The sequence below is a fragment of the Chryseobacterium sp. FR054 genome, assembly GCF_056844565.1.
In genome coordinates, this window is record NZ_JBXDSA010000005.1 from 136,652 (window position 1) to 160,163 (window position 23,512).

A 23,512-nucleotide genomic window follows, 5' to 3' on the forward strand; every position below is an offset into this window, starting at 1 on the left:
TTTTGCTGATTGAAGGATTTTAAATAAAGTAATATGAAACTCTTAATGTTGATAATTTTACTAATATTTAAACTGATTAATTATTTACTAAATCTTCAATTACTTTCCACATTCCGCCACCCTCAATTTTTAAACTTTCAATATGTTCTTGAATATTTTCTTTTAGCACAGCAAAACACAATAAATGTGTTGGTCTCGAGAAACCTACATACATCATTTTTATTGCTTGAATTGATCGCGAGTTATGTCTTTCTCTATGTATATTGTGCTCCAATCCTTTAAGAATATCAATAATCTTTTTCTTCTCTGTTTCATAATTATGAAAGTATGATTCTACATACATTGTTGCACAATGAGTTTGGCCTTTGACAGCATGAACAGAAGATAGATTAATTGGGAAATCATTGCCTTCAACTTGTTCTATAACATTGATTTCATCAGATTCAAAAGAGAAATCTTTACTAATAAATTCCCGAGAATATAAAATAAACTTAGGAGTATAATCCTGTTCATTTTTCCAATTTAATCCAATAAAACTAGCACTTTCAATGTAATCTTTGATCTCAATGTATACTTCATTATAGTTTCCCTTAGAAACGATCTCAAAGCACCATTTGAAGAGCTTCGCATTGAATGCATTATTATACTCTTCTCCCTGATTTTTAATGAAATTTATTAATTGTCTTTTGCTAAAATTTTTATCTTCTGTTGTTTTAATATTTTCTAAATGTATTATTCTAACCAATGCATTTAAAATTGATTTTCTAATTGCTTCCAAAGTGGACTTTTCTCTATCATATAGGAATAGATATTTTTTTAAACAATCAAAATCTTCTTTTTTTTGTTTTAGTTCTTTTGAAAAATCAGGAAATAATTTTTTTAGACATAATTCATCATTATTTTCTTTTTCTGTAGTCCAGCTTATAATATGAAATCCTTTTTCTAAATTTTTAGAATTAGAATGTAAGTTGTACTCTTCAATAATTTCTTTGAATTTAACTTTTAGCGTCTCTCCGCTTGTAGTGCGATCAATTAAGATAAGATGCGGCGGAATATCTACTTCCTCAAATTTGCCGATAACATTATAATTTTCAGGTCTTGTGAGAATAAGCTTATCTACAAGATTTGCTGTTTTAGAGCTCAACCTCATTGAGTGTTGAAGACTCTGATCGGCATAATTTTCTGAATCGGCTTCTTGTCGAGTTTCCCAATCACAATTTTCTCTTATTTTTTTTCCAGAATTGTAGATTGCTTGATTTTTGTCACCAATTCTCTGTATGATCGTGTTTGATGAATTATCAAAAAAAATATTATCAATTAGTCTTATCTGAATATCTTCTAAATCTTGCATCTCATCAATAAAAACATATTTAAATCTCTTTTGTAGAATCTTTTTAATGGTTGGTATTTTTCTTAAATAAATATTTGCAAAAAAATAACTGTCATTAAAGTTTAGAATTCCATCTTTTAAAAGCTTTAATTTTATTTCATAAAGTTTTTTTTCAACAATATTTTTTTCTGCAGCACTCCAATCAGTATAATCTCTCGCATTTCCTCTTGGCTTAGTTATTAAAATTCTATTTTTAGTTTCTAAATCTATTATTTGATTAGTGTTTTCGGAAAGTTCAAAATTATATTTCCAAGGTATTTTTGGTGTTCTATAAATACGTTTAAGATCATTATTTGCCATAAAAGTTGTTAATACGATTTTATCTAAACAGAAGTTATGGTAATCATCATCAATTGAAATGATTCTTTTACGATTCTTGTTTTCATAAAAAGGTATAGTAAGAAATTTATTTACAAATGACTGTACTGTACCAATAAAGTTTGGATACTCAAAAAGCTTAGGACAAAAACTTTTTAATTTTTTTTCAATTTCTTCTATTGCATGATTAGTGTGTGATAAAACCAGTATACCTGAACCATCTTCAAAAGGCATATTTTGGGCAATACAATAAAGCTTTGCTAATAATGCAGTCGTTTTTCCACTTCCTGGAACAGCAAGTAAATCACAAGTTTCCAAGTTTCTAATAAAATCCTTTCTCTCACTTCTTTCATCATTAAAAGTTCCTTCCCCTAAAAGAATTGCTTCGGCTTGTTCTAAATACTTATCTATTTCCATATTCACAAACATGTTTTATTGCATCTTTTATATAGGAAATTGTGTCTTCGTCTTCAATTTCTAGTAATTCTTGTTTCTTTATCTCATTAGAAAGTAAATACGCTATTTCCGTTTTATGAATACTTTTACTTAACAATAATTTAGAAAGCGATATCTCATATTCTTCATCGGAATTACAAGCTGAAAATGCATCGGGATGAATTTTTTTAATTACTTCTTTAAAATTCTCAGTAATTGCAGTTGATTTCAATAAACACCACTCCAAAGTCCATTGATTTGAAACAAAAACCTTAATTTCATTATTACGTTCTATTAATGCTGATGATTTTGCGTCTCTTTTTTGTTCATAATCTGTTATTGTTTGTTTTATAAAATCATAATCATAGCCGCTTCCTTTTTTAATATCATTTCCTTCCTCATCTTTTTTTACTTCTCGCAAATATTCTTGCTCATCCAAATCAGTAATTATACTAATAGGAATTTTCATATTCTCATTGTCATTTCGTAAAAATATTTTTGCAAAATGAAGAAATGCCGTTGAAGCAACATTAATAATTGAAATTTCATTTTTTGTCAAATCGTAACCAATTTTTTTTGCAATTTCTGATAATAAGATTTCTTCAGACCATCCTTCGACTAGAATAATTCCTTTTGCAAAAAATAGATTTGATTTCGTTACATCTAGAAATCTTTCGAGATAATCGTAACTATTTTTATATTTCCCCGTCTTTATTTCATCTCCAAGTATAGTGAAATCCTCTCCCATTGGGAATACGTTATTATTTTTACAAATTATTAAGGATTTTAAATCGATTTTAGAAGCAATATTTGGACTGTGCGTTGAAAGAATAAATTGTATTTTGTTTTCTTCGCTTTCTTTTTTTAGTTTCTCAATGATCTTCATTTGAGCGTGAGGATGGAGATGCGCTTCCAATTCTTCAACAATACACAACTTTAGTCCATTCCAACTTCTTCGCAAATGAAGTAATTCACTAGCCATAAAAATTCTATTTAGAGTTCCTAATCCCAAATGATTTTTACCTTCAATTCCAAGAGAAATTTTTTCAAGTATTTGTTTTATATCTGTTCCTGAGACATCAAATTTAGAAGAGTAATCTTCTTCAATGAATTCTTTTAGAAATTCGTCAATAATATCTTTAACTTGACTTTTGTTACTGTCATCACCAACGTCATCTTTAAAGTAGTTTTCTACACTTTCATTAGCAATTTTAAAAGCTCCAATTAAAGGATGTTCATCTTTTGCGTTTTTAAATAATTTATGATCACTTAGAATTTTTGCTAATCTGGAATTCTTTTTTGCTAACAATTCATTTTCAGCATCTCTTAATGGTTTTAAATATGTACATTTTAAATACTCTCTAGCTTCTGCATTCAAGATGTGGCCAATACCGTCCATTCCCGCTCGTATGTCGGAAGGAATTACACTGTTGTTTTTCCTTTCAACATCATAAATTAAAATAAGTTTTGGTCTTGTAACAGTTTGCTCAACAATATTTCCATCCTCACCAGCTGTTTTTATTTTTTCATCTACCCAACCAAGCCACTCAATAAAATTTTTTGCCTCATCATCTGTAATTCCATTGAAATGTATTTCAATTCTCAAACGTTGAGAGATTTGATTCTCAGAATCGATATGGAAATCTTTATCTTCCGCCCTTATCCATTCGTAAGCGTGAGCTTTAAGAACAAGTTTTATTGCGTCAATAATTGCACTTTTGCCAGAATCATTCTCGCCTATTAATAAATTTAGCCCGTGATTTAAAGAAAGGTTTAAATGAGGTTTATCCAATTCGAAATTTTCCGAACCATATTTTCTGAAATTCCACAATTTGAGTTGAGATATATACATAGTTTAGTTTATTAATGAAATTTAAAAAAAATAATTTATTTGTATAAATAAAGATTATTGAAAAATTAAACATATGAAGTATGCATACAGAAAATTACTGCTAGCTTTATTTGTATATTTACGGAAAACCGTAAAACTTTGAAATAATGTATTTTGTATATTTGAAGAATCTGCAAAAATTTTAATAGCATATTGGTAACTAAATGAAATCATCACAGTAATAAATTTGAATTTATTTAATATTTCTAATTGTAGATGAAACAATCAAATACTATCTATTTTTAGTATTTTTTAGTAAAAACTTAATCCTCCATGAAACAAGTTATTGCCTTTGCCGACGAATTCGGAAATAATTCATTTAAATTTTCTACGGAAAGCACACACTTTATTATTGCCAGTATAATTGTCAATTACGAGGATTTAGATGGATTTTATAATGATGTTGAAAAGATTCGTGCAAAATATTTTCAGACTGGAGAAATCAAATCATCTAAAGTAAAAGACAATCACAAAAGGAGGCTGCTTGTCTTAAATGAGTTTTCAAAACTCAAGTTCAATATCTACTCTGTCGTAATCGACAAGACGAAATTATATGGCGAGGGTTTTAAATATAAAAAATCTTTTTACAAATATCTAAACGGTATCTTATATAAAGAATTATACAAGACATTTCCAAAGCTTGAACTGAAAGTAGATGAACACGGAGGCAACGAATTTATGCTTGAATTTAAAGAATATGTACGACAAAATCATATTCGTACTTTATTTGAAGGCTCTGAGTTTTTTGTCAATAAAAGTGATAAAGAATTAGGAGTACAAGTTGCTGATTTTGTGGCCGGAACTTTAGGGTATATTTTTGATGACCACAAAAAAAGTGAATATTCTGAACAATTTTTAAAAGCATTATCTGGAAAAATTATTAGCATTAACCACTTTCCTAAAATTTACAAGCTTAATGAGTATAATGAGTCTAAGGTTGATGAATTTTATAACCAAGCTATTACAGATCTCAGCTTAAGAAGTATTTTTGATTACCTAGATACAACATCTTCCGACAGCCAGCAAAAACAGGATTCAATAAACTTTTTAAAAGTTTTGGTGAGATATCACGAATCTAATCATTACAAAAATTATACAACCGGACAGGAGTTCATTGAACATCTCAATGTGAACAGAGATTCTAAACTTAGCAAAGAGCAATTTGTGAATATGGTTGGAGGTTTGAGAGATAAAGGTATTCTTATAGGTAGCAGTCGCGAGGGCTATAAAATTCCTACCAATCATGATGAAATTAAAAAATACGTCCAGCACGGAAATTCAATTGTATTGCCATTATTGCGCAGGATCAATGTATGCAGGGAAGCAATTATGTTAGCAACAAATAATTCGCTAGACATCCTCGATGACCCAGAGTTTGAAACTTTAAAGGATATTATTGAAAAGTTAAGACCTTAAAAAACTAAATAACCATGAACGAACATCAAAAAGATCTCTTAGTTTCATTATTTGAAAAAAAAGAAGAAGCAACATCACAAATAGATCATCCTTATAACGCATTAATTCACGCAGTTTTCAATACAGTAGATTTTGAAAGATTAGTCAGAGATTATATTGAAAATGATATTCCCGAGTTCAGTGATTCAATGTATAACAATATTGAAAAGAGAATACCAAACTATTATAATCACGAAAAAATGTATGATGATCTTAATCAGCTTTTAGAAGCAGGAATAGATTATCGAAAGTCCCAAAGATTAAGAAAAATTTTAGAATTACAATTATCGGAGTTACCTGACGACTATAAAATTGATTTTTTTAATACTTTCTTTAATTCTGACTATTCTTATGATAAAAGAGCAGCGGTAAGATATGTTGAATTTGCTCAAACTGATGTAACTGAAAAACTTTTGGATGAATACCTTTCGTCAGGCTATGTCGATTATTTAAATTTGTTAATTAAACCAGAAAACGCCAATATTTTGGCAAAAAATGCTGAGGGAATCTGGGGAGCTGGATTATATCACTCTCATAAAAAAAGAATTATAGAGATCTGTGCGTTAGAAAATCTTGATCTTTTTGATTTTCTGAAGGAAGACGATTATTCATATTATTTATTACTGCTAATCATAAGAGAGGAGATTGAACCGGCAGTTCTTATGGAAAAACTAGAAGTATTAGATGCAGAACAACAGCACTTTGCTTTACTGCATTTCAGTAAATGGATTGATTTTTCTTTTGTAGAAGAAAAGGTTAAACAGTATTTATAGTTAGATAACAAAAGTTCTCAAATGACTAAAAAGATAATTAGAAACGCAAACAATAATTACAATACAAATCTTGCTTCTGAGTACCTTATTATGAGCATTCTTTGCAGAATGGGCAAAGATGCATATCTTTCTTTAGGTAACAAAAAAGGTGTCGATATAATTGTTAAAACAAATTTAGGAGCGATATGTATTGTTGAGGTCAAAGGTGTAAATAAGCGTAATGACTGGCTCATTACAAACTCAGGTACACTAACTATCGGTCGAAATTTAATTTATGCATTGGTTTGTTATAATGGTAAGATTGATGATTTAGGATCTGCTCCAGACTTTTGGTTTATCCCTTCACTAAAGCTGGCAGAAAATACAGAACATAAAATTGCTAAAAATGGTAAAACTGTTTATATTTCAAATAAATATGTCAGGGAAAATTACGACGAATACAAAAACTCAATTAAGTATTTGGAAGAATATCTGAATGCATTTTAAATTAATAATCGCCAAATACTCATGAATCAGGAACATCATAAATGGTTGACTTACTGGAAAAAAAATTTATCAGACTCATTAAATACGGATATTAAGATAGATAAATCAAAATCATTCTTTTTTGAAATTGAAAACTTCAACATTGATAATAAGTTTATCCGTGAAATCGATAAAGTTAATAGTCTATTAGACATTGAGGAAAAAAAGATCAATGAAAAAAAAGGCATAAAGAGCAAAGAAAACGAAGAGTGGATTTATATTGATCATGCTACTGTAGTTATAGCTCCCTTTAAACTTATGCCTCTTCCAGAACATCTAGTTCATCTTAAAGACAAAAATCCAAAATTTCCATTTTGGTTTTCTGCAATTCTCGATAGGAACGGTAAGCTAACCATTCCTGAAGAGACATTTCCTTTGTTTCAAAGAAAATATCTAGAGCCGTTAGCAGATGAAAAAAATGAATTTATTTTTAGCAGCGTAGAAAATGTTGATCACGCTACAACTTTAGGAAGAGAAGACTTTGTGGGGTATTCTGAATATGTTTACAATGTTGTCAATGTATTTGAAAAAGCTATTCATCAAAAATTATACGAGTATCGGTCAGAAGGATATGAAACGATATATAATGGACTGATACTTCTCCCTGAAGAAGATATTAACGCTGCGGCAGGCATTATCCAACTGTATGAAAAAATTCTTAAAAGTAAAAAGACTCCGCCACTTTTAGAGTCGTTGATTACCTTAAAAAATAACGATCAGAAAACACCTGTTTCAGTTTCCGAACACATCAATTTTAATGAACTTCACTTAGGACAGATGGGATTTGGTTTTCCATTATCAATATCTCAGAGAAAAAGTTTAAATACTCTTTTAAGCACTAATGATAAGGTTTTTGCGGTAAATGGGCCACCAGGGACCGGAAAAACAACTTTACTTCAAAGTATTGTGGCAACCAAAGTTGTGGCAGCTGCCATACAAGGGAAAAATGCTCCCATCATCCTCGCTTGCTCTACCAATAATCAGGCAGTCACAAATATAATTGATAGTTTTTCTCGATCTAATACAAGAGAAGGGAAACTACATGGAAGATGGCTTCCTGATGTTGATGGCTATGCTACTTTTTTACCATCTACTCGTAAAACTGAAGCAGAGCTAAAAGGAATAAATTATAAAAAGCTAGATGGAAACGGTATCTTTCGCAAAGTTGAAAATCAGGAATATATTAGCCGAGCTAAAGAATATTTCTTAGAAAAAAGTAAAGACTATTTTAATAAGCCAGTTCTCACTCTAAGCAATATAGCACAAAATCTTCGAAATGAAATTATTGTTATTGAAGAATGCATTAAAAAGGTAGGTGCACTATGGAAAGATTATATAAAATCTGAAAATGAATTTAAATCTAAATATTTATCTCCCAATTTACAATCCAACCGCTATTACAAAGAAGGTATTTTAAATGAATCTGTACTAATAACTGATATTCAGAATTTAACTTTAATTGAGAAACAAATAATTTCCTACTTTAACGATGAGCCATTTTTCAGAAAGATTTTTTGTTTTTTAGGCTTTAAATCAGCTTTAAAAAACAGAGCCAGCGAAATCAATATCATTCTTAGAAATTCTTTGATTGTAATTAATAATGATTTTATTTTTAAAAAAGCTGAGATCCTTCATAAAATTGATTCAAAGATAGGCCTAGCTAGAAGAATTGTTGATGTCGTAGAAAAATGGAAAGTTTGGAAAAAAGAAAATCAGATAAACGGTAATCCTCCATCTTCAGAAGAAGAATACTGGGATTTTGAATTAACGAAAATTAGTGAGAAAATTCCGGCAAATTGTTTCTATGATGAGTTGGACATATCATTACGACATAAAGCATTTCAGTTGGCATTACATTATTGGGAAGCCAGATATCTTATGGAATTGGAAAACAGTCTTTTCGAATCTAATTTTGACGGAAAAGGAATAGATCCAATGATGAGGCGATGGCAAAGGCATGCTATGCTTACCCCATGTTTTGTAAGTACATTCTTCATGGTACCAAAATTCTTTAGTTTTTATAGATTCTTTAAAAAGGCAGAAGACGGTAAAAACTTATATGATACTCCTCCTCTTTTAGATTTTATTGATCTGCTTATTGTTGACGAAGCAGGACAAGTTTCGCCTGAAGTGGGAATTGCAACTTTTGCCTTGGCAAAACAAGCTGTTATTGTAGGAGATGTCAAGCAAATTGAACCCGTTTGGAATATCACAAATAAAATTGATATTGGAAATCTTAAAAAATGTCAAATTATCAGAGATTATGATGATACTATTTATGAAAAGGAATTTGATCCTAAAGGCTTCCTCTCGTCTACTGGAAGCATTATGAAAATGGCTCAGAACGCTTCTGGATTTAAAGAGACTGGACTTCATGAAAAAGGGGTCTTACTTACTGAACACAGAAGATGTTATGATGAAATTATTAACTACTGTAATGTTTTAGCTTATGACGGTCAGCTAGTTCCTTTAAGAGGAAAAGCTCAATCAGATCTTCTTTTTGCTCCAATGTATTGTATACACGTAGAAGGGCAATCTACAAAAAATAATAATGGAAGTAGATTCAATTCTAATGAGGCAAAAGAAATTGTTGATTGGTTAATAAAAAATAAAATTTCAATTGAAAAAAAATATGGACCGATTGAAAAGGCTGTAGGAATCATTACTCCTTTTACCGGACAGAAATATCTTCTGCAAAACACATTAAAAAATGCAGGATTTAAAGTGGATGATCTTAAAATAGGAACTGTTCATGCCCTTCAGGGAGCAGAACGAGATATTGTTTTATTTTCGATGGTGTATGGTGATGAAGACAAAGGGACACGATTCTTCGATAGGGATAACAAACCAAATATGCTAAATGTAGCAGTCTCCAGAGCAAAAGATAACTTCATTGTTTTCGCCAATACCAAGATTCTTAATAAAAATGCCAAGACGCCTTCCGGAGTGCTTGCCAACTTTTTAAAATATGAAGTTCCAGCAAATTAATATTACAATTATAACACTGGCAAAAACTTAAAAACAACTATGAACTCAGAACCTCTTACTCCAAAACAAATTAAAACCAGGTGGATAGATATTAAAAAGCAAATTAATGCGAGACAATTATTAGCTTATAGAGTATCCATTCCGGTTGAAAAATGGGATGAGTATATGCATTCCACTCCATCTGAAAATGAAATTAATAGAATTTATGATGCAATTCAACAAGACAGAATAAATAAAACTGCCAGAGTTAAAGAAGCGTTATCAAAAATCGTCGGATATAGAGAATCTGTTGTGTATAGCAAAAAAATAGGAATTTCTGATAGTTATATCCGTGAAATACTTGAAGGGAAAAAAATTAAAGCAGGTTATGAAATAATTGATAAAATTGAACTGTTTTTAAATACCATCCTACCTGATTTTGAGATGTCTATTGAAAATCCACTAACATTAAAAAACTTCACCCAGGATTATGCTAATACAATCACAAATGAAATCAATAAAGTTGTTGAAAATTTGAAAGATTATCGTTTTAATCTTTCCCAAATGATTACAAGAAGAGAAACTGCAACAGATTCGAGGGGTGATAAAATTTCTGCTACAAAATCAATTGAATATTCTATAGAGAGGCTTACAGATATCAAGCAAGAAATAGATTTATTCTGGAACCTATACATTGAAAAACAAAACAATGTTAAATAATGGCAATTGACAGTAAAATATAAGGAGATGAAGGAGAAAATTTTGTAAACGAAATTGCTTACAAATCATTTTTTAAATATTGATGCCATCCTGGTCGTATATGTGAAAATAAGGAGAAATAGAAATGTTAACTATATTTTCATGAGTGATAAAATTCAAATTCTTTGAAAAATTTACTTAATAGCTAAATGAGAGTTCTTGATTGGGTAGATTAATCCAATAACAAAACATTACAAAATAAACATGATAAAATTAGATGAAATTAAAGAGCAATTTGAAAATTATTATTTTACTTTAAATGAAGAATTAATTCATCTGCTAAATCAGGATGATCAAACCGGTCATCTTAATAATGTTATCATAGGTCTGAATAAAGAATGTTATGGTGTACGTCTCTTTGAAAATCCTGATGATCCGATAATAATTGAAATTTATTATATTAACTGTACGCCGAAGCTTCAAGGAAGTCTGATTAGGATAGAATTGAATAATCCTAATTATCAATTTGTACTATTACAATTTTGTGCATTATTATCAATGAATTATTCTACCGTAAATGAAATTCATGCATATAATACTTTCCAAAAACAACTTCGAACTATTTTAGAAAAAGATGGCTACTTTACTATAACGAATATAGATATTGAACAGCTTAGAAAAATTGGCCCAAATGGATCATTACTCAACTTACATCATAAAGGTATTAAAAAGATTGATATAATACCTATTGTTGATTTTTATAGAGAAATTTTTGATGATAATTACAAAAAAGTTACCGAAGGTATTAATGATTATGTTTATTTAATGATAAATACAGAAACATCGTTAATAAAAATTGGATACAGCAAAAATCCGATATTTCGAGAAAAAACATTACAATCGCAGGAACCTCAAATTTATTTAATTGCTTGTTGGAACGCAAATAAATTTGTTGAAACCGAACTTCATAGAAAATTTAAAAAAAACAGAGTACGTGGAGAATATTTTAAACTCGGTTTCAATGATTTAAAAGAATTAAAAGATGCTATGCAAATTTATAATTAAATTTAATTACATCATCTAAACTAAATAAATTTATGGTGGGTCATATTTAAACTCAAGATAAAACCAAAAACTAATTACATGAAATTATCTCAGATTAAAAGAGAGCATATATTAGAAGCTGCTCAGCTAATGAAGGCTGAAAAATATTCTAGATGGTCAAAATATTGGTTGCGATTACCAGATGGAGATTATCAATTTAAAAAACTTATTAGAACCGCAATTGAAATTGAAACTAATAAAGAAATTGCTAATGATTTTTTTCAAAGTAATAAAGGATATCGAAATTATATAGAACAAAAATTTGGCTACGAAATAATTTTCAAAGTTCCTAACAATATTTCATTTTTTTCAAAAAATGATTTTTTTCTTTTTCAAGAAATTGGTGGAAGCAAGTATAGAAAAAATAGTAGCCAAGATATTAAGAACGGAAATCTAATCAAGAAACAGATCTTTGAAAAAACAAATATCTGGGCAAAACTATTAGATATCCCTGGATGGTCGGTTGAAGATGATAATACGTGGCAAATATCCGGAACATTTAAACCTTATTCTTGGGCTAAAATATATAAAAATGGCGATAAAGATAAAAAGGTTTTTTTTACCATTGGAGTTGATTCAACCTGTAGTGCTTTAATATATAAAATTGATTGTCAAAGAAGTAACTACAATAAAAAGCATATTCTTACAAACGAGCAAGTTCAAATTTTTGACAATATTTGTAAGGGTTCTGGCGCTCAATGGAATGAAATTCCAAGTAAATACATCGATGATTATGATTGGGAAACTTTGAGTGATTTAACAGCCGATTTTATAAATCATTATGAATTTCTTTATGATGAAATATTACTTGCTCTTAACGCCACAAAGTTTGTAAAGAACGTAAAGAATAAACTAACGAAAACCTCTCTACCCCAAAACACTTATGCATCATTGCCGAAGAAGAAATATTCTTTCAAAGGTATTGTTATAGATTATGATTCTGAAAATAAATTCAAGAAAAAAATTGGAAATTCAGGTGAGGATCTTGTTATTGAATTTGAGAAAGATTATTTGAAAAGCTTGGGTCACTATGATCTAGCTAATGAAGTAATGAAAGTTCTTGATGGCGAAGGCTATGATATATTATCATTTGATACAAATAGAAGAGAAAAATATATAGAAGTAAAAACGACTACCGGAATAGACGCTCGACCATTTTTAATGACAGATAATGAATGGGAGTTTATGAAAAGGAACTCTTCTAATTATTCTCTATATCGAGTTTACAATTATAATCAAGAAAATAATTCAGCTAATTTTTTTATACTAAAAGGCGACTTGGAAGAATTAGTATTTATAAGGCCAAAACAACTTGAGCTATTTGTAAAAAACTTAAATTAATACAGAAAAAAATTCTAGTACACTAATATGTATAATTGAGATTTAATTTTTTATTTGTAATGAATAGAAGCATTTAGAGATGATGAATTGAACTTATGATTAAAGAAAATTTTAAAAAATAATTTGGAATTTCGATTGATTCTATATTTCATGTAATATTATACACGAGATAGAAGATCTATCCCAGCATAATTAAAGCCGGGATTTTAAAATTACTTACGATACTCTAAACTTAGTAAGCTAGTTTTTTGCGTCCTCTCTACTTTGAAGTTTCCCTTTCAAAACCGCCATATCATCACTCACTTTCTTATCCAGAATCTTCGCATAATGCTGAGTAGTCTTAATATTCGTATGCCCCAGCATTTTACTTACACTTTCAATCGGAACACCATTGGACAGAGTAACAGTAGTGGCAAACGTATGCCTTGCGATATGGAATGTTAAATCCTTATTAATTCCACAGACATTCGCAATTTCTTTGAGATAAGAATTCATTTTCTGATTGCTGAGAACAGGGAACAGGACATCCGAATTGACGCACTGGGGATGATTCTCATATTTTAAAACCATTTCCCGAGCCAAAGGCAATAGCGGAACTCTGGTTGAGGTATGGGTCTTTTGACGATGCGTAAAAATCCATTGGTCTCCATCAATGCCGACATGGATGTTAGATTTTGACAATTGCTTGACATCCACATAAGCCAATCCGGTATAGCAGCTGAAAAGGAAGATATCACGAACTTGGTTCAATCGGTCTGATGCAAATTTCTTTTCATAAATCATCTGAATTTCTTCCTTTGTAAGAAAAGGACGTTCCACAGCTTTGATCTTGGCTTTATAGCCAAGAAAAGGGTCTTTCGTGATCCAGCCGTGCGCCATACACAATCGGATGATCTTTTTGAAATTCTTAAGATACTTCACAGCGGTATTGTTTGCGCATTTTCTTACACTGCGCAGCCAGAAATCATAATTACTGATAAAACCATGATCGATTTCCGTAATATCAATATCAGAAACTTTGTACTTCCAAGTGATGAATTCCTGGGTATGCTTTAAAGAAGTTTTATAACGCTCCAATGTGCCGGGAGCAAAATCCTGACCAACCAAAGCTTCTACTTTGTCATTATGCTCTTGGAATATCGGAATAAGCATTCTTTGCTCAATGTCAGTTCCAAGCAGTTTAGATTTTAAACTCTCTGCAGTTACAAAATTTTCTTCTTTCAGCATCAGGTAGTGGAAATCGTAAACTTTCTGTTCTAAAGTTTTAAGATAGAGATTCAGTGTTTTGGCTTCTTGCGAATTGCCCAATGCCTTGTGTACTTTAACATCCCATTTCTTCGGATCGATATACCTTTTAGCAGCAATGTCTGCTGCCTTGCCTTCTATCGTAATTCGTAAGTAGATGGGAGCAGTTCCGTTTGTTCTGATTTTATTCTTTTTGATAAAGAATAACAGGTTGAATGTTTTGTTCATTGTGTGATAACTTTAATGGTTTAATAATTTACTTTTTGTTACCACTTTTTGCAAGATGTACAATCGTTAGACTGCCTATTGGTCGGGCTTTCCTTGATTTTTCGTGACCCATTTTTGTGATTTTTTGAATGGGACACGAAATAGGACATATAAATCGTGACCTATTTTGATTTTTTTTGATACTAGCGCTAAAACAAAAAACGCTGTAAACATTGATGTTTACAGCGTTTTAGCTTATTTTGGTTTCCCAACTGGCGGAGAGTGAGGGATTCGAACCCCCGGACCTGTTACAGTCAACAGTTTTCAAGACTGCCGCAATCGACCACTCTGCCAACTCTCCCTGAACTCCGGCTATGCCGTTGTTTTCAGTGGTGCAAATATAGGAAGTTTTTTAATATTGACCAAATATTTTTTTCAACTTATAAAAAAGTTTAAAAAATAGCCTGAAATAAGGATATTCCGGGAATGAATTTCAGAAGGATATCCAGATGCCTGAAATCATCCATAAAGGGGTTTGTACCTTATCATTACATTAAAATATCATTCACAGCCTGAATAGGCTGAGGTAAGTCAGTCTTGCCCAGGATCTGCAATAAATCAATTTCTATGGTGCGGCAGATGGATAACATAGGAATGTCGGTACTTAATCCTTCAAAAGGATTTTCAGAATAATCGCCTATTAACTCCATTAAAACATAGATCCAGCCTACTATTGTCCCGAACGGAATCATCAGCCATACGCCTGCTTCTCCCAGTTTTGCAAATTCCGCCACGATACCCAGAGGTAAGAGGAAGATAAAAATACAGTTGAATATAAAGCTTAAATTGGCATATTGACGGGGAATGGGGAATTTTTTAATGCGCTCGGCCTTTCCCTGGTGATCGTAGAAATCGGAAAGCACTTTCTGCATATCCAGCTGTCTCCTCATGTGTAGAATTTGCTTTTCTTCAAGTTCTGCAAGATCTGTCGACTGCAGGTTGATCAGTTGGGTGGCTTTATTGGCAGCACCGGACAGTTTAGATTCATCAAAAAAATAATCTGCTTTCTGCTTTTCATTTAAGAATTCCTTAAACAGGCCTATTCCTTCAGATTCACGTCGTTTTTGAGCTATTTTTCCGAAATGGTGTTTTAAACTTACATGTTCCCATTGCGTAGGAGCCAGAAGCTGATCTCTGAAAATATAGAGCCACGCAATATGCCGGTAAATCAGACGTTCTTTTATTTGCTCAAGTTCCTGGGCCGTATATTCTGTTTCGGGACCATTTTTTACAAAAGAGTTTACCATGACGGCCCAGCTACGACTGCTGTTTACAATGGCACCCCATATTTTCCGTGCCTCCCAGACTCTGTCATAAGACTGATTATTTTTAAAACCGATATAGAAAGCCAGCGCAGTACCTACCAGCGAAACCGGAAGCCAGGGAATAGAGATCCAGTGCCAGCCAGGCTCCTTGTAGAGCAGGGAGACGAGAATCATATAAGTAGTGAGCCACCAGATATGATGCCCTGCAAACCGGATCACACCTTTTAAACCAATCGTTTTTCTGACAATCATTTTTTTTTATTATTTATGTTTATTAAATACAGATATTGAACATAATGAGAAAACTCCAGCTGTATTACCCCTGCTTTTAGTAACATCGAGAACAGTATTTCATCAGATTCAGCAAATATAATCTTCCACTATGATACAATTTTTAAGAGAATAAAACAAGAGATATTTTGGCGGATAAATCGAAGATCAACACGCCTGAAGCCATGATGAGAAGTGTTGGAAGAGTTCCGCACAGCTTTTTATATAAAAATATTGTATCTTGGAAACAGGAGAGGATGATGTGTAAAAGCAAATATTTAAGAATACAAATATTGATTTTAATACTGAACGGATGAGACCAGACACTACCTTTTTTATGATCTGCTTATTCATGATGGGGCGTTCATGCGTTCATGCACAGCAGTTTGTGCCCACACTGGACAGCCTTGCGGTAACATTTACGATCCGGAATGGTAAAAATTTAGAAATTCAGCCTGATACCCCCGAACGGAAAGCATCTGCACAGAGAAGTACGGCAGATCTGCTGTATATACTGGATGATTTTTTCGAAGGCAGTGAATACCGCAAAGGGAAATCTGTTCAGGTAAAGCAGTACTGGACTGATGTGGATATAGTTCAGGAAGGTTTTGTTGTGGATTCTGTTTCGTCAGCAGTATATAGAGTAGAGATACCGGAAATGAAGACCTTTAATCCTCAGCTAAAGACCGGACGTTTTTTAAAGATAAAATCAAGGCCGTCAAAAGCCCCGGAGCAGTTTTTTATTCACCTTTTAAACCATAATCAGCTGATACTGGTTTCCGTGAGAACATTTCTGTATACGGATGCAGAAGCTTTCAGGCTGAGAGAGCAGCGTATCAATGCCTATCTGAACTGGCTGCTGGAGAAATACCATTAACCCATCTGTTTTTAACCAATGATCCATTGAGAAGCATTTTTATCAGAATCACCCCATGTACTTTTTTTAACCGATGGGTTAATTTTAATATCTTTACGCACCTAATCATTAAATAACACTTCTTATGCAGATAAAGCCATATACTTTAATTTTAACTGTACTTTTTCAATTATTAAGTTTCCATGCATTTTCACAGAAAACAGCAGATTTGAATTCTTTACTGAACAAAAATTCCGAGTTTATATTTCCGCAGACACCGGAAAAGATTTCAGCTGCTTTACACGTAAAAACTGAATTTTATGAAGATGCCAATGAAGAAAAATATGCTAAATGGATTACAAAATCAGGGCTTGAGATGTATTGCAGTCTCGGTAAGAATAATGCGGTCAACGAAATGTTTTTTGACATTCCGGAGGATAAATCTTTAATTGTTGAAGGACTTCCTTTTGGTCTTGCAATGAATAAAACAACACTGCAGGAAGCCAAAACCAGATTCGGTAAGCAGGGGGCTAAAACCCAGAAACTAGGAAATGACAGCTCTTTTCCCGGAGGTACCCGACTGATTTTAAAAAAAGGAACCCATTATGCAACCTTGATTTTCGACAGTAAAAATCTTTTAAGGTCCCTGGGAATTACCAAAGAACTGATTGATCCTGCGGCCAATTAATATTTTAAAAATTAAATTTTCCAAGAATACAGTAAACCTTCCGGACGTAAATCCGGAAGGTTCTTTTTTTGAGGGATGTGAAGAAAATGTATATTAAACTTTTAATCTTATAGTCTGTGGTATTTATCTCCGGATAACATCATAAATTTTATGATACAGTATATTAAACAGTGTGTAAAATCAGTATTATTGTAATAAAATTAATCCTTAATAAAACACATGGGTCACTGGGAAATCTTTTTTTTCTTTTTAATAATCGCCTTTGTTTATTCATCAATAGGATTCGGAGGCGGTTCCAGCTATCTGGCGGTTTTGGCCATGTATAATCTTCCCTATCAGGAAATACGTTTAACAGCACTGATCTGCAATGTGATTGTCGTAACTGGAGGGGCTTATATCTATTTGAAAAATAAACAGATCAACTGGAAAAAAGTGATCCCCATAACCCTGGTAAGTGTTCCTATGGCTTATCTTGGAGCTGTGTTGAAAATCAGCAGGGAAACCTTCTTTCTGGTTCTGGGAATTACGCTGATCGTGGCAGCCTTATTGTTATGGATAAAGACAGGCACCGGAAGTGAGGAAAATACGGTAGAAGATTCCGGGCTGTCAGTTGCCGGCAACGGTATTTTAGGAGGAGGTATTGGCTTCTTATCAGGATTAGTGGGAATTGGTGGGGGAATTTTTCTTTCCCCATTGCTTAATCTGATGAAATGGGATACACCGAGAAAGATTGCTGCGACATCCAGCGTTTTTATTTTAGCGAATTCCATATCCGGAATTTTCGGACAGGTATCAGAGATATCGGCCGATATAAACTTTTTCAGAATTCTGAGTTTATGTCTGGCTGTTTTTATAGGCGGACAGATAGGGGCAAGAATGTCACTGAAATGGAATGCACTGGTTATAAAAAGAATGACCGCAGTATTGGTTTTAGTGGCAGGTGTAAACATTTTAATTAAATACGGGTAAATGAAACTTAAAATATTGGCATTCGGTATAGCGAAAGATATTTTCGGGACACCGGAAAAACTCGTGCAGGTAAATGACGGGCTGAATGTGGGACAGCTGAAAAATGTTCTGGAACAAGAATTTCCGGAACTGAAAAAACTGAAATCTTATTTTATTGCGGTAGATGAAGAATATGCAGATGATGATCAGATACTGAACAGCATTCACGAAATTGCGATTATTCCTCCGGTAAGCGGCGGCTAGTGTGAACAGGAGGTGAGGGTACCCACAAAAAAATGTGCGTTCATAACAGATCGTAAGATCAATTAAAAGCTTTGTGAAACAGTGATTGATATAAGAATAACAGAGAACCCGCTGGATATAACGGAAATTCTTTCCATTGCCAAGGATCATACCAGTGGGGGTATTGCAACATTTATAGGAACAGTCCGGAACGTTACGGAAAACAAACCTGTCATCCGTCTGGAATATGAATGCTACCGGCCAATGGCCATCAGAGAAATGCAAAAAATAGCCGAAAAGGCTGTTTCCTCATTTTCCGTACAGAATATCGTTATTCATCATCGTACCGGAATTTTATTTCCTGGTGATGCCGCAGTAATAATTCTGGTAAACGACGGGCACAGGGAAGCCGTTTTTGATGCCTGCCGGTATATTATAGATACCATAAAAAAAACCGTTCCCATATGGAAAAAAGAAGTTTTTGAAGATGGCGAAGAATGGGTTTCTGCTCATCCGTAATTGGAAGACCGGAATTTTGTATATTTACTTAATATGTTCATAAAGGTATGGAAACCAGTATATCAGAAAACAAATCTGTGAACCGGATAGAAATCATTAAAGTAAAGGATCTCAGCAGTTTTAGCTGCACAGACGAAATTGCCGTAGAAGAACCTTTGGAAATCCGTGTTTCTTTCGGACCGGAAGAGCAGAGGGAAAGAAAAAATATATCGGTGACCATGCGTACACCAGGTAATGATGCAGAACTGGCGGCCGGATTTCTTTTTACTGAAGGAATTATTTCCGGCTGCCATCAGATCAGAAACGTGGAACATTCTTCAAAAGAATGCTCAGAGAAAAGAGAAAATACCATTATTGTAGAATTAGCAGAAGGTTTTATGCCTGAACTCATGAAATCCGACAGAAACTTCTACACGACTTCCAGCTGTGGCGTATGCGGAAAAGGTTCTATTGAATCCATAAGAACAGTAAGCCCCTTCCGGCATCCTGAAAAGAAAAAACAGATCATCACCTTTGAAATACTATATCAGCTGTCGGAAAACCTGCGGGCCTTTCAGAATAATTTCAGTGCCACAGGAGGCATTCACGCTTCCGGTATTTTCGATTTAAATGGAAATCTGCTTGCCTTAAGAGAAGATGTAGGCCGGCATAATGCGCTGGATAAACTGATAGGGCATTCTTTATTTACCGGACAGCTTCCCCTGAGTGATAAAATTCTGGTATTAAGCGGAAGAGCCAGCTTTGAACTTATTCAGAAAGCAGCTATGGCAGGAATATCAATCGTCGCAGCAATAGGAGCACCTTCCAGCCTGGCAGTGGATCTGGCCAGGGAGTTTGATATAACCCTGCTGGGATTTCTCCGCAAAAACCGGTTCAATATATATAACCGGAGCCGTTTTCTTGAGATCACCACGAAATAGCCGGATAAAAAATATTCGTACATCAGTGACAGAAAATAAAGCTAACTGTGTACACTGTAAGATAAACATCAGCAGCTCTCTAAAAAATAGACAATGAAAATAAGAATAAAAGACAACTCAATCCGTTTACGTATCACCCGGTCAGAAGTTACAGAATTAGGGAAAAGCGGAATTGTTTCCTGCACTACTGAATTTGTAGACAGACCATTCATTTATGAAATTGTGAAAACAGATGAAGAAGAGCTTTCCGCAGCCTTTATCGAAAACAGAATGGTCATGAAAATACCGCAGGCTATGATTGAAGAGCTCGTTTCCACAGACAGGGTAGGTTTTGACGGGCAGACCGGCCTTGTAAAACTACTGGTAGAAAAAGACTTTGTCTGCATAGACAATAGCCTGGAAGATCAGAGTGATAATTACCCGAATCCCAATCTTACCTGTTGACCCCATCACAAAATAAAAAGCTATGGAAGATAATCATAAAAAGAAAGAAATAGAAAAGGAAATCAGTAAAGAGCCGAATGCTGAGAATCCCTATACCTTACTTGATCTGAAGCTTACCCATGTTGAAAAAGCGGCAGCAGGCGTACCCGCCGTAATGGCTGCATTCAGCGACCTTTTTGAAGAAAAAGTACCGTTCCGGGGAATGAGGGCCTTATTCAGAATGAACCAGATGGGCGGTTTCGACTGCCCGAGCTGTGCGTGGCCGGATCCCGATGATGAACGCTCTGTTTTGGGCGAATACTGTGAAAACGGAGCAAAGGCGCTTGCCGAAGAGGCAACCACCAAAAGAGTAACCCCGGAATTTTTTAAACAGAATTCGGTATATGATCTTGCCCGGCTGGATGATTATCAGATCGGGAAGATGGGCCGGCTTACCCATCCCATGTATTTACCGGAAGGAGCTACCCATTATCAGCCTGTCAGCTGGGAAAATGCCTTTAAAAAAATTGCAGAACACCTCAACGCCCTTGAAACTCCGGATGAAGCCGCTTTTTATACCTCCGGAAGAACAAGTAACGAAGCATCCTTCGTTTATCAGTTATTTGCCAAAGAATTCGGAACCAACAATATGCCGGACTGCTCCAATATGTGCCACGAAACCTCAGGCTCTGCACTGCGCACTACCATTGGAATCGGTAAAGGAACCGTAACGCTTGAAGATTTTTATGAAGCGGAAGTGATTGTGATCATCGGGCAGAACCCGGGAACCAATGCGCCGAGAATGATGAGTGCCCTGGCTAAAGGAAAAAAGAACGGAGCGAAAATTATTGCCATTAACCCTTTACCTGAGGCCGGCCTGATGGGCTTTATCAACCCGCAGAGCGTTAAAGATATCCTGAAAGGCGGTGTTCAGCTGGCAGATCTTTATCTTCCCGTAAAGATCAATGGCGATATGGCCTTGCTGAAAGCACTTGAGCTTTTATTGATCGAACTGGAACAAAAAAATCCGGGAACTGTATTCGATCACGATTTTATTAATGAAAAAACATCAGGATATGAAGATTTCATCAAACAGTTTGATCGTTATAACCTGGATGAGCTGGCTGCTCTTTCCGGAGTTTCCAGAGAAGGATTGTATGAAGCGGCAGAAGCGATTGCCGCCAGGAAAAAAATCATTTTCAGCTGGGGAATGGGGCTGACTCAGCAGCCAAACGGAGTAGATATGATCCGGGAAATCCTTAATATTCTTCTGCTTAAAGGAAGCATCGGAAAACCTGGAGCCGGAGTATGCCCTGTCCGCGGACACAGTAATGTGCAGGGAAACAGAACCATGATGATTGATGAAAAGCCTACCGATGAGCAGCTGGACAGGCTTGAAAACTTCTATGGCTTTAAAGTACCCCGTAAACACGGTTATGATGTAGTGCGTGCTATCAAAGCCATTCATGAAGAAAAAGTAAAGGTATTGTTCTGCATGGGAGGAAATTTCATATCCGCAACACCGGATACTACCTATACCGCTCATGCACTGCGAAAACTTAACCTGCTTGTATCTGTTTCCACGAAACTGAACAGGGGACATCTGGTACACGGGAAAGAAGCACTGATCCTGCCCACTTACGGCCGGAGCGATAAAGATATTGTGAATGGTGAAATACAGATTGTTTCCACCGAAAACTCAATGGGAGTAGTACAGGATTCCAAAGGAATGCTGGATCCGGTATCTGATCACCTGGTTAATGAAACCCAGATCGTATGCCGTATGGCAATGGCTACGCTGGGAGAAAGATCTGTGATCAACTGGCAGCGTTACCATGACAGCTATGATGCTGTGCGGGATGATATCGAGCAGTGTATTCCCGGATTTGAAGATTATAATGTTCGTGTCCGCCGGAAAGGAGGGTTCTATCTTCCCAATGCAGCCCGCGATAAACAGTATTTTTCTAAAGAACTTGGAGGACGTGCTCCTTTTACGCTAACAGAAATTCCTGATAATACCCTTGCGCCTGATGAATATATGATGGCCACTACACGTACCCATGATCAGTTCAATACAACCATTTACGGGCTGGATGACCGGTACCGGGGCATTAAGAACGAAAGACGGGTTATCTTTATGAATCAGAATGATATTGATAAGGCCGGATTCAAAGCCGGAGATAAAGTAGATCTTTATAATTATGACGATGGCATAGAAAGGATAGCACCTCTGTTTATCATTGTTTCCTACCGGATTCCTGAAAAAAATACCGTAACCTATTTCCCGGAAACCAATGTGCTGGTTTCCGTGAATAATGTAGTGAAAGAAAGCAATATGCCCGCTTCCAAATATGTGAAAATTAAAATCAGAAAACACGATCCGGAAGTCTATAAAAAAGTAGACGAAATGCTGTATAAAGGTGCTGTTCAAAGACCATAGTCCTAAGACTTTTTTGTATGAAAAAAATACTGCTTTTAGCCTTTCTGTGCATTTTCAGCTGGACATTCAGCCAGACGGATTTTTAAACTTAAAATCAGTGGTGAAGTGATAAAGCCATTGGAAATTACATTATCTGATTTAGCAGAAATGCCGCGGAAAGAAGCTTCACTGAAAGACAAGAACGGAAAAATACATATTTATTCCGGAGTGGGAATTCAGGATATTCTTTTAAAAGCCGGAGTTCCTTCAGGTAAAGAACTGCATGGTGAAAATCTTTCAAAATACCTGCTGGTAAAATGTACCGATGGCTATCAGGTTCTGTTTTCACTGGCTGAACTGGCTGCTTCCATTGCAGATAAGAAGGTCATTATTGCAGATAGGATAGACGGAAAAGCATTGCCGGAATCAAAAGGTCCGCTCCGTATAATTGCCGAAGGAGAAAAGAAGCCTGCAAGAAGCTCCTATCAGGTAGAATCATTGATTATCGGGCATGTTACAGATTAAAATATACAGCAAGGAGTATCGGTTTA

20 protein-coding genes and 1 tRNA gene are annotated in these 23,512 nt (G+C 34.3%); 16 read left to right on the top strand and 5 right to left on the bottom strand.

Annotated elements, in window-relative coordinates; translation table 11 throughout:
* Positions 1 to 76: 76 nt before the first annotated feature.
* A complete protein-coding gene (locus AC106S_RS19675) occupies positions 77 to 2,125 on the bottom strand; it encodes a UvrD-helicase domain-containing protein (protein WP_482441376.1) in 2,049 nt (682 codons plus the stop codon).
* Positions 2,112 to 3,995: an ATP-dependent nuclease gene (locus tag AC106S_RS19680; protein WP_482441377.1), complete on the bottom strand. Its 1,884-nt coding sequence runs from the start codon at positions 3,993 to 3,995 to the stop codon at positions 2,112 to 2,114. Before AC106S_RS19680 ends, AC106S_RS19675 begins: the two co-directional genes overlap by 14 nt.
* Positions 3,996 to 4,307: 312 nt before the next feature.
* Between AC106S_RS19680 and AC106S_RS19685 the strand changes: the two genes are divergently transcribed.
* From AC106S_RS19685 to AC106S_RS19715, 7 genes are all read left to right on the top strand, one after another.
* Complete coding sequence (locus AC106S_RS19685) at positions 4,308 to 5,450, top strand: DUF3800 domain-containing protein (RefSeq protein WP_482441378.1); 1,143 nt, start codon at positions 4,308 to 4,310, stop codon at positions 5,448 to 5,450.
* A gap of 14 nt (positions 5,451 to 5,464) precedes the next feature.
* Entirely contained in the window at positions 5,465 to 6,262 is a 798-nt protein-coding gene (locus AC106S_RS19690) for a hypothetical protein (RefSeq protein WP_482441379.1), read from the top strand.
* 21 nt (positions 6,263 to 6,283) lie between these two features.
* The gene (locus AC106S_RS19695) at positions 6,284 to 6,748 is read left to right on the top strand and encodes a hypothetical protein (RefSeq protein ID WP_256040662.1); all 465 of its coding nucleotides are present in this window, start codon (positions 6,284 to 6,286) and stop codon (positions 6,746 to 6,748) included.
* A 21-nt stretch (positions 6,749 to 6,769) separates the two neighbouring features.
* Entirely contained in the window at positions 6,770 to 9,775 is a 3,006-nt protein-coding gene (locus AC106S_RS19700; RefSeq protein WP_482441380.1) for an AAA domain-containing protein, read from the top strand.
* Between the two features lie 39 nt (positions 9,776 to 9,814).
* Positions 9,815 to 10,474, top strand: coding sequence for a hypothetical protein (locus AC106S_RS19705; RefSeq protein ID WP_482441381.1), 660 nt, complete (start codon positions 9,815 to 9,817; stop codon positions 10,472 to 10,474).
* Between the two features lie 243 nt (positions 10,475 to 10,717).
* Positions 10,718 to 11,518 carry a GIY-YIG nuclease family protein gene (locus AC106S_RS19710; protein ID WP_482441382.1) on the top strand — a complete coding sequence of 267 codons (801 nt, stop codon included), beginning with the start codon at positions 10,718 to 10,720 and terminating at the stop codon, positions 11,516 to 11,518.
* A 78-nt stretch (positions 11,519 to 11,596) separates the two neighbouring features.
* Positions 11,597 to 12,898, top strand: a complete 1,302-nt coding sequence (locus AC106S_RS19715; RefSeq protein WP_482441383.1) for a protein NO VEIN domain-containing protein — start codon at positions 11,597 to 11,599, stop codon at positions 12,896 to 12,898.
* A 240-nt stretch (positions 12,899 to 13,138) separates the two neighbouring features.
* On the opposite strand, the gene AC106S_RS19720 is transcribed toward AC106S_RS19715, so the two are convergent.
* From AC106S_RS19720 to AC106S_RS19730, 3 genes are all read right to left on the bottom strand, one after another.
* On the bottom strand, positions 13,139 to 14,371 hold the full coding sequence (locus tag AC106S_RS19720) for a site-specific integrase (RefSeq protein ID WP_482441384.1): 1,233 nt from the start codon (positions 14,369 to 14,371) through the stop codon (positions 13,139 to 13,141).
* Positions 14,372 to 14,623: 252 nt separating this feature from the next.
* A tRNA-Ser gene (locus AC106S_RS19725) sits at positions 14,624 to 14,711 on the bottom strand.
* A gap of 187 nt (positions 14,712 to 14,898) precedes the next feature.
* Positions 14,899 to 15,927 (bottom strand): bestrophin family protein, encoded by a 1,029-nt coding sequence (locus AC106S_RS19730; RefSeq protein ID WP_482441385.1) that lies wholly within the window; start codon positions 15,925 to 15,927, stop codon positions 14,899 to 14,901.
* 331 nt (positions 15,928 to 16,258) lie between these two features.
* Here AC106S_RS19730 and AC106S_RS19735 point away from each other — a divergent pair, with 331 nt between their 5' ends.
* From AC106S_RS19735 to AC106S_RS19775, 9 genes are all read left to right on the top strand, one after another.
* Complete coding sequence (locus tag AC106S_RS19735; RefSeq protein ID WP_482441386.1) at positions 16,259 to 16,822, top strand: hypothetical protein; 564 nt, start codon at positions 16,259 to 16,261, stop codon at positions 16,820 to 16,822.
* A 208-nt stretch (positions 16,823 to 17,030) separates the two neighbouring features.
* Complete coding sequence (locus tag AC106S_RS19740; protein WP_482441387.1) at positions 17,031 to 17,489, top strand: hypothetical protein; 459 nt, start codon at positions 17,031 to 17,033, stop codon at positions 17,487 to 17,489.
* Positions 17,490 to 17,708: 219 nt separating this feature from the next.
* A complete protein-coding gene (locus tag AC106S_RS19745) occupies positions 17,709 to 18,458 on the top strand; it encodes a sulfite exporter TauE/SafE family protein (protein ID WP_482441388.1) in 750 nt (249 codons plus the stop codon).
* A complete protein-coding gene (locus AC106S_RS19750; protein ID WP_482441389.1) occupies positions 18,459 to 18,701 on the top strand; it encodes a MoaD/ThiS family protein in 243 nt (80 codons plus the stop codon). It begins immediately after the preceding gene.
* A gap of 81 nt (positions 18,702 to 18,782) precedes the next feature.
* The gene (locus tag AC106S_RS19755; protein ID WP_482441390.1) at positions 18,783 to 19,199 is read left to right on the top strand and encodes a molybdenum cofactor biosynthesis protein MoaE; all 417 of its coding nucleotides are present in this window, start codon (positions 18,783 to 18,785) and stop codon (positions 19,197 to 19,199) included.
* Positions 19,200 to 19,246: 47 nt separating this feature from the next.
* Positions 19,247 to 20,119, top strand: a complete 873-nt coding sequence (fdhD, locus tag AC106S_RS19760) for a formate dehydrogenase accessory sulfurtransferase FdhD (RefSeq protein ID WP_482441391.1) — start codon at positions 19,247 to 19,249, stop codon at positions 20,117 to 20,119.
* Between the two features lie 93 nt (positions 20,120 to 20,212).
* On the top strand, positions 20,213 to 20,563 hold the full coding sequence (locus tag AC106S_RS19765) for a DUF7009 family protein (RefSeq protein WP_482441392.1): 351 nt from the start codon (positions 20,213 to 20,215) through the stop codon (positions 20,561 to 20,563).
* A gap of 22 nt (positions 20,564 to 20,585) precedes the next feature.
* Positions 20,586 to 22,982, top strand: coding sequence for an FdhF/YdeP family oxidoreductase (locus tag AC106S_RS19770; RefSeq protein ID WP_482441393.1), 2,397 nt, complete (start codon positions 20,586 to 20,588; stop codon positions 22,980 to 22,982).
* A gap of 105 nt (positions 22,983 to 23,087) precedes the next feature.
* Positions 23,088 to 23,486 (top strand): molybdopterin-binding protein, encoded by a 399-nt coding sequence (locus AC106S_RS19775; RefSeq protein ID WP_482441394.1) that lies wholly within the window; start codon positions 23,088 to 23,090, stop codon positions 23,484 to 23,486.
* Positions 23,487 to 23,512 lie beyond the last annotated feature (26 nt).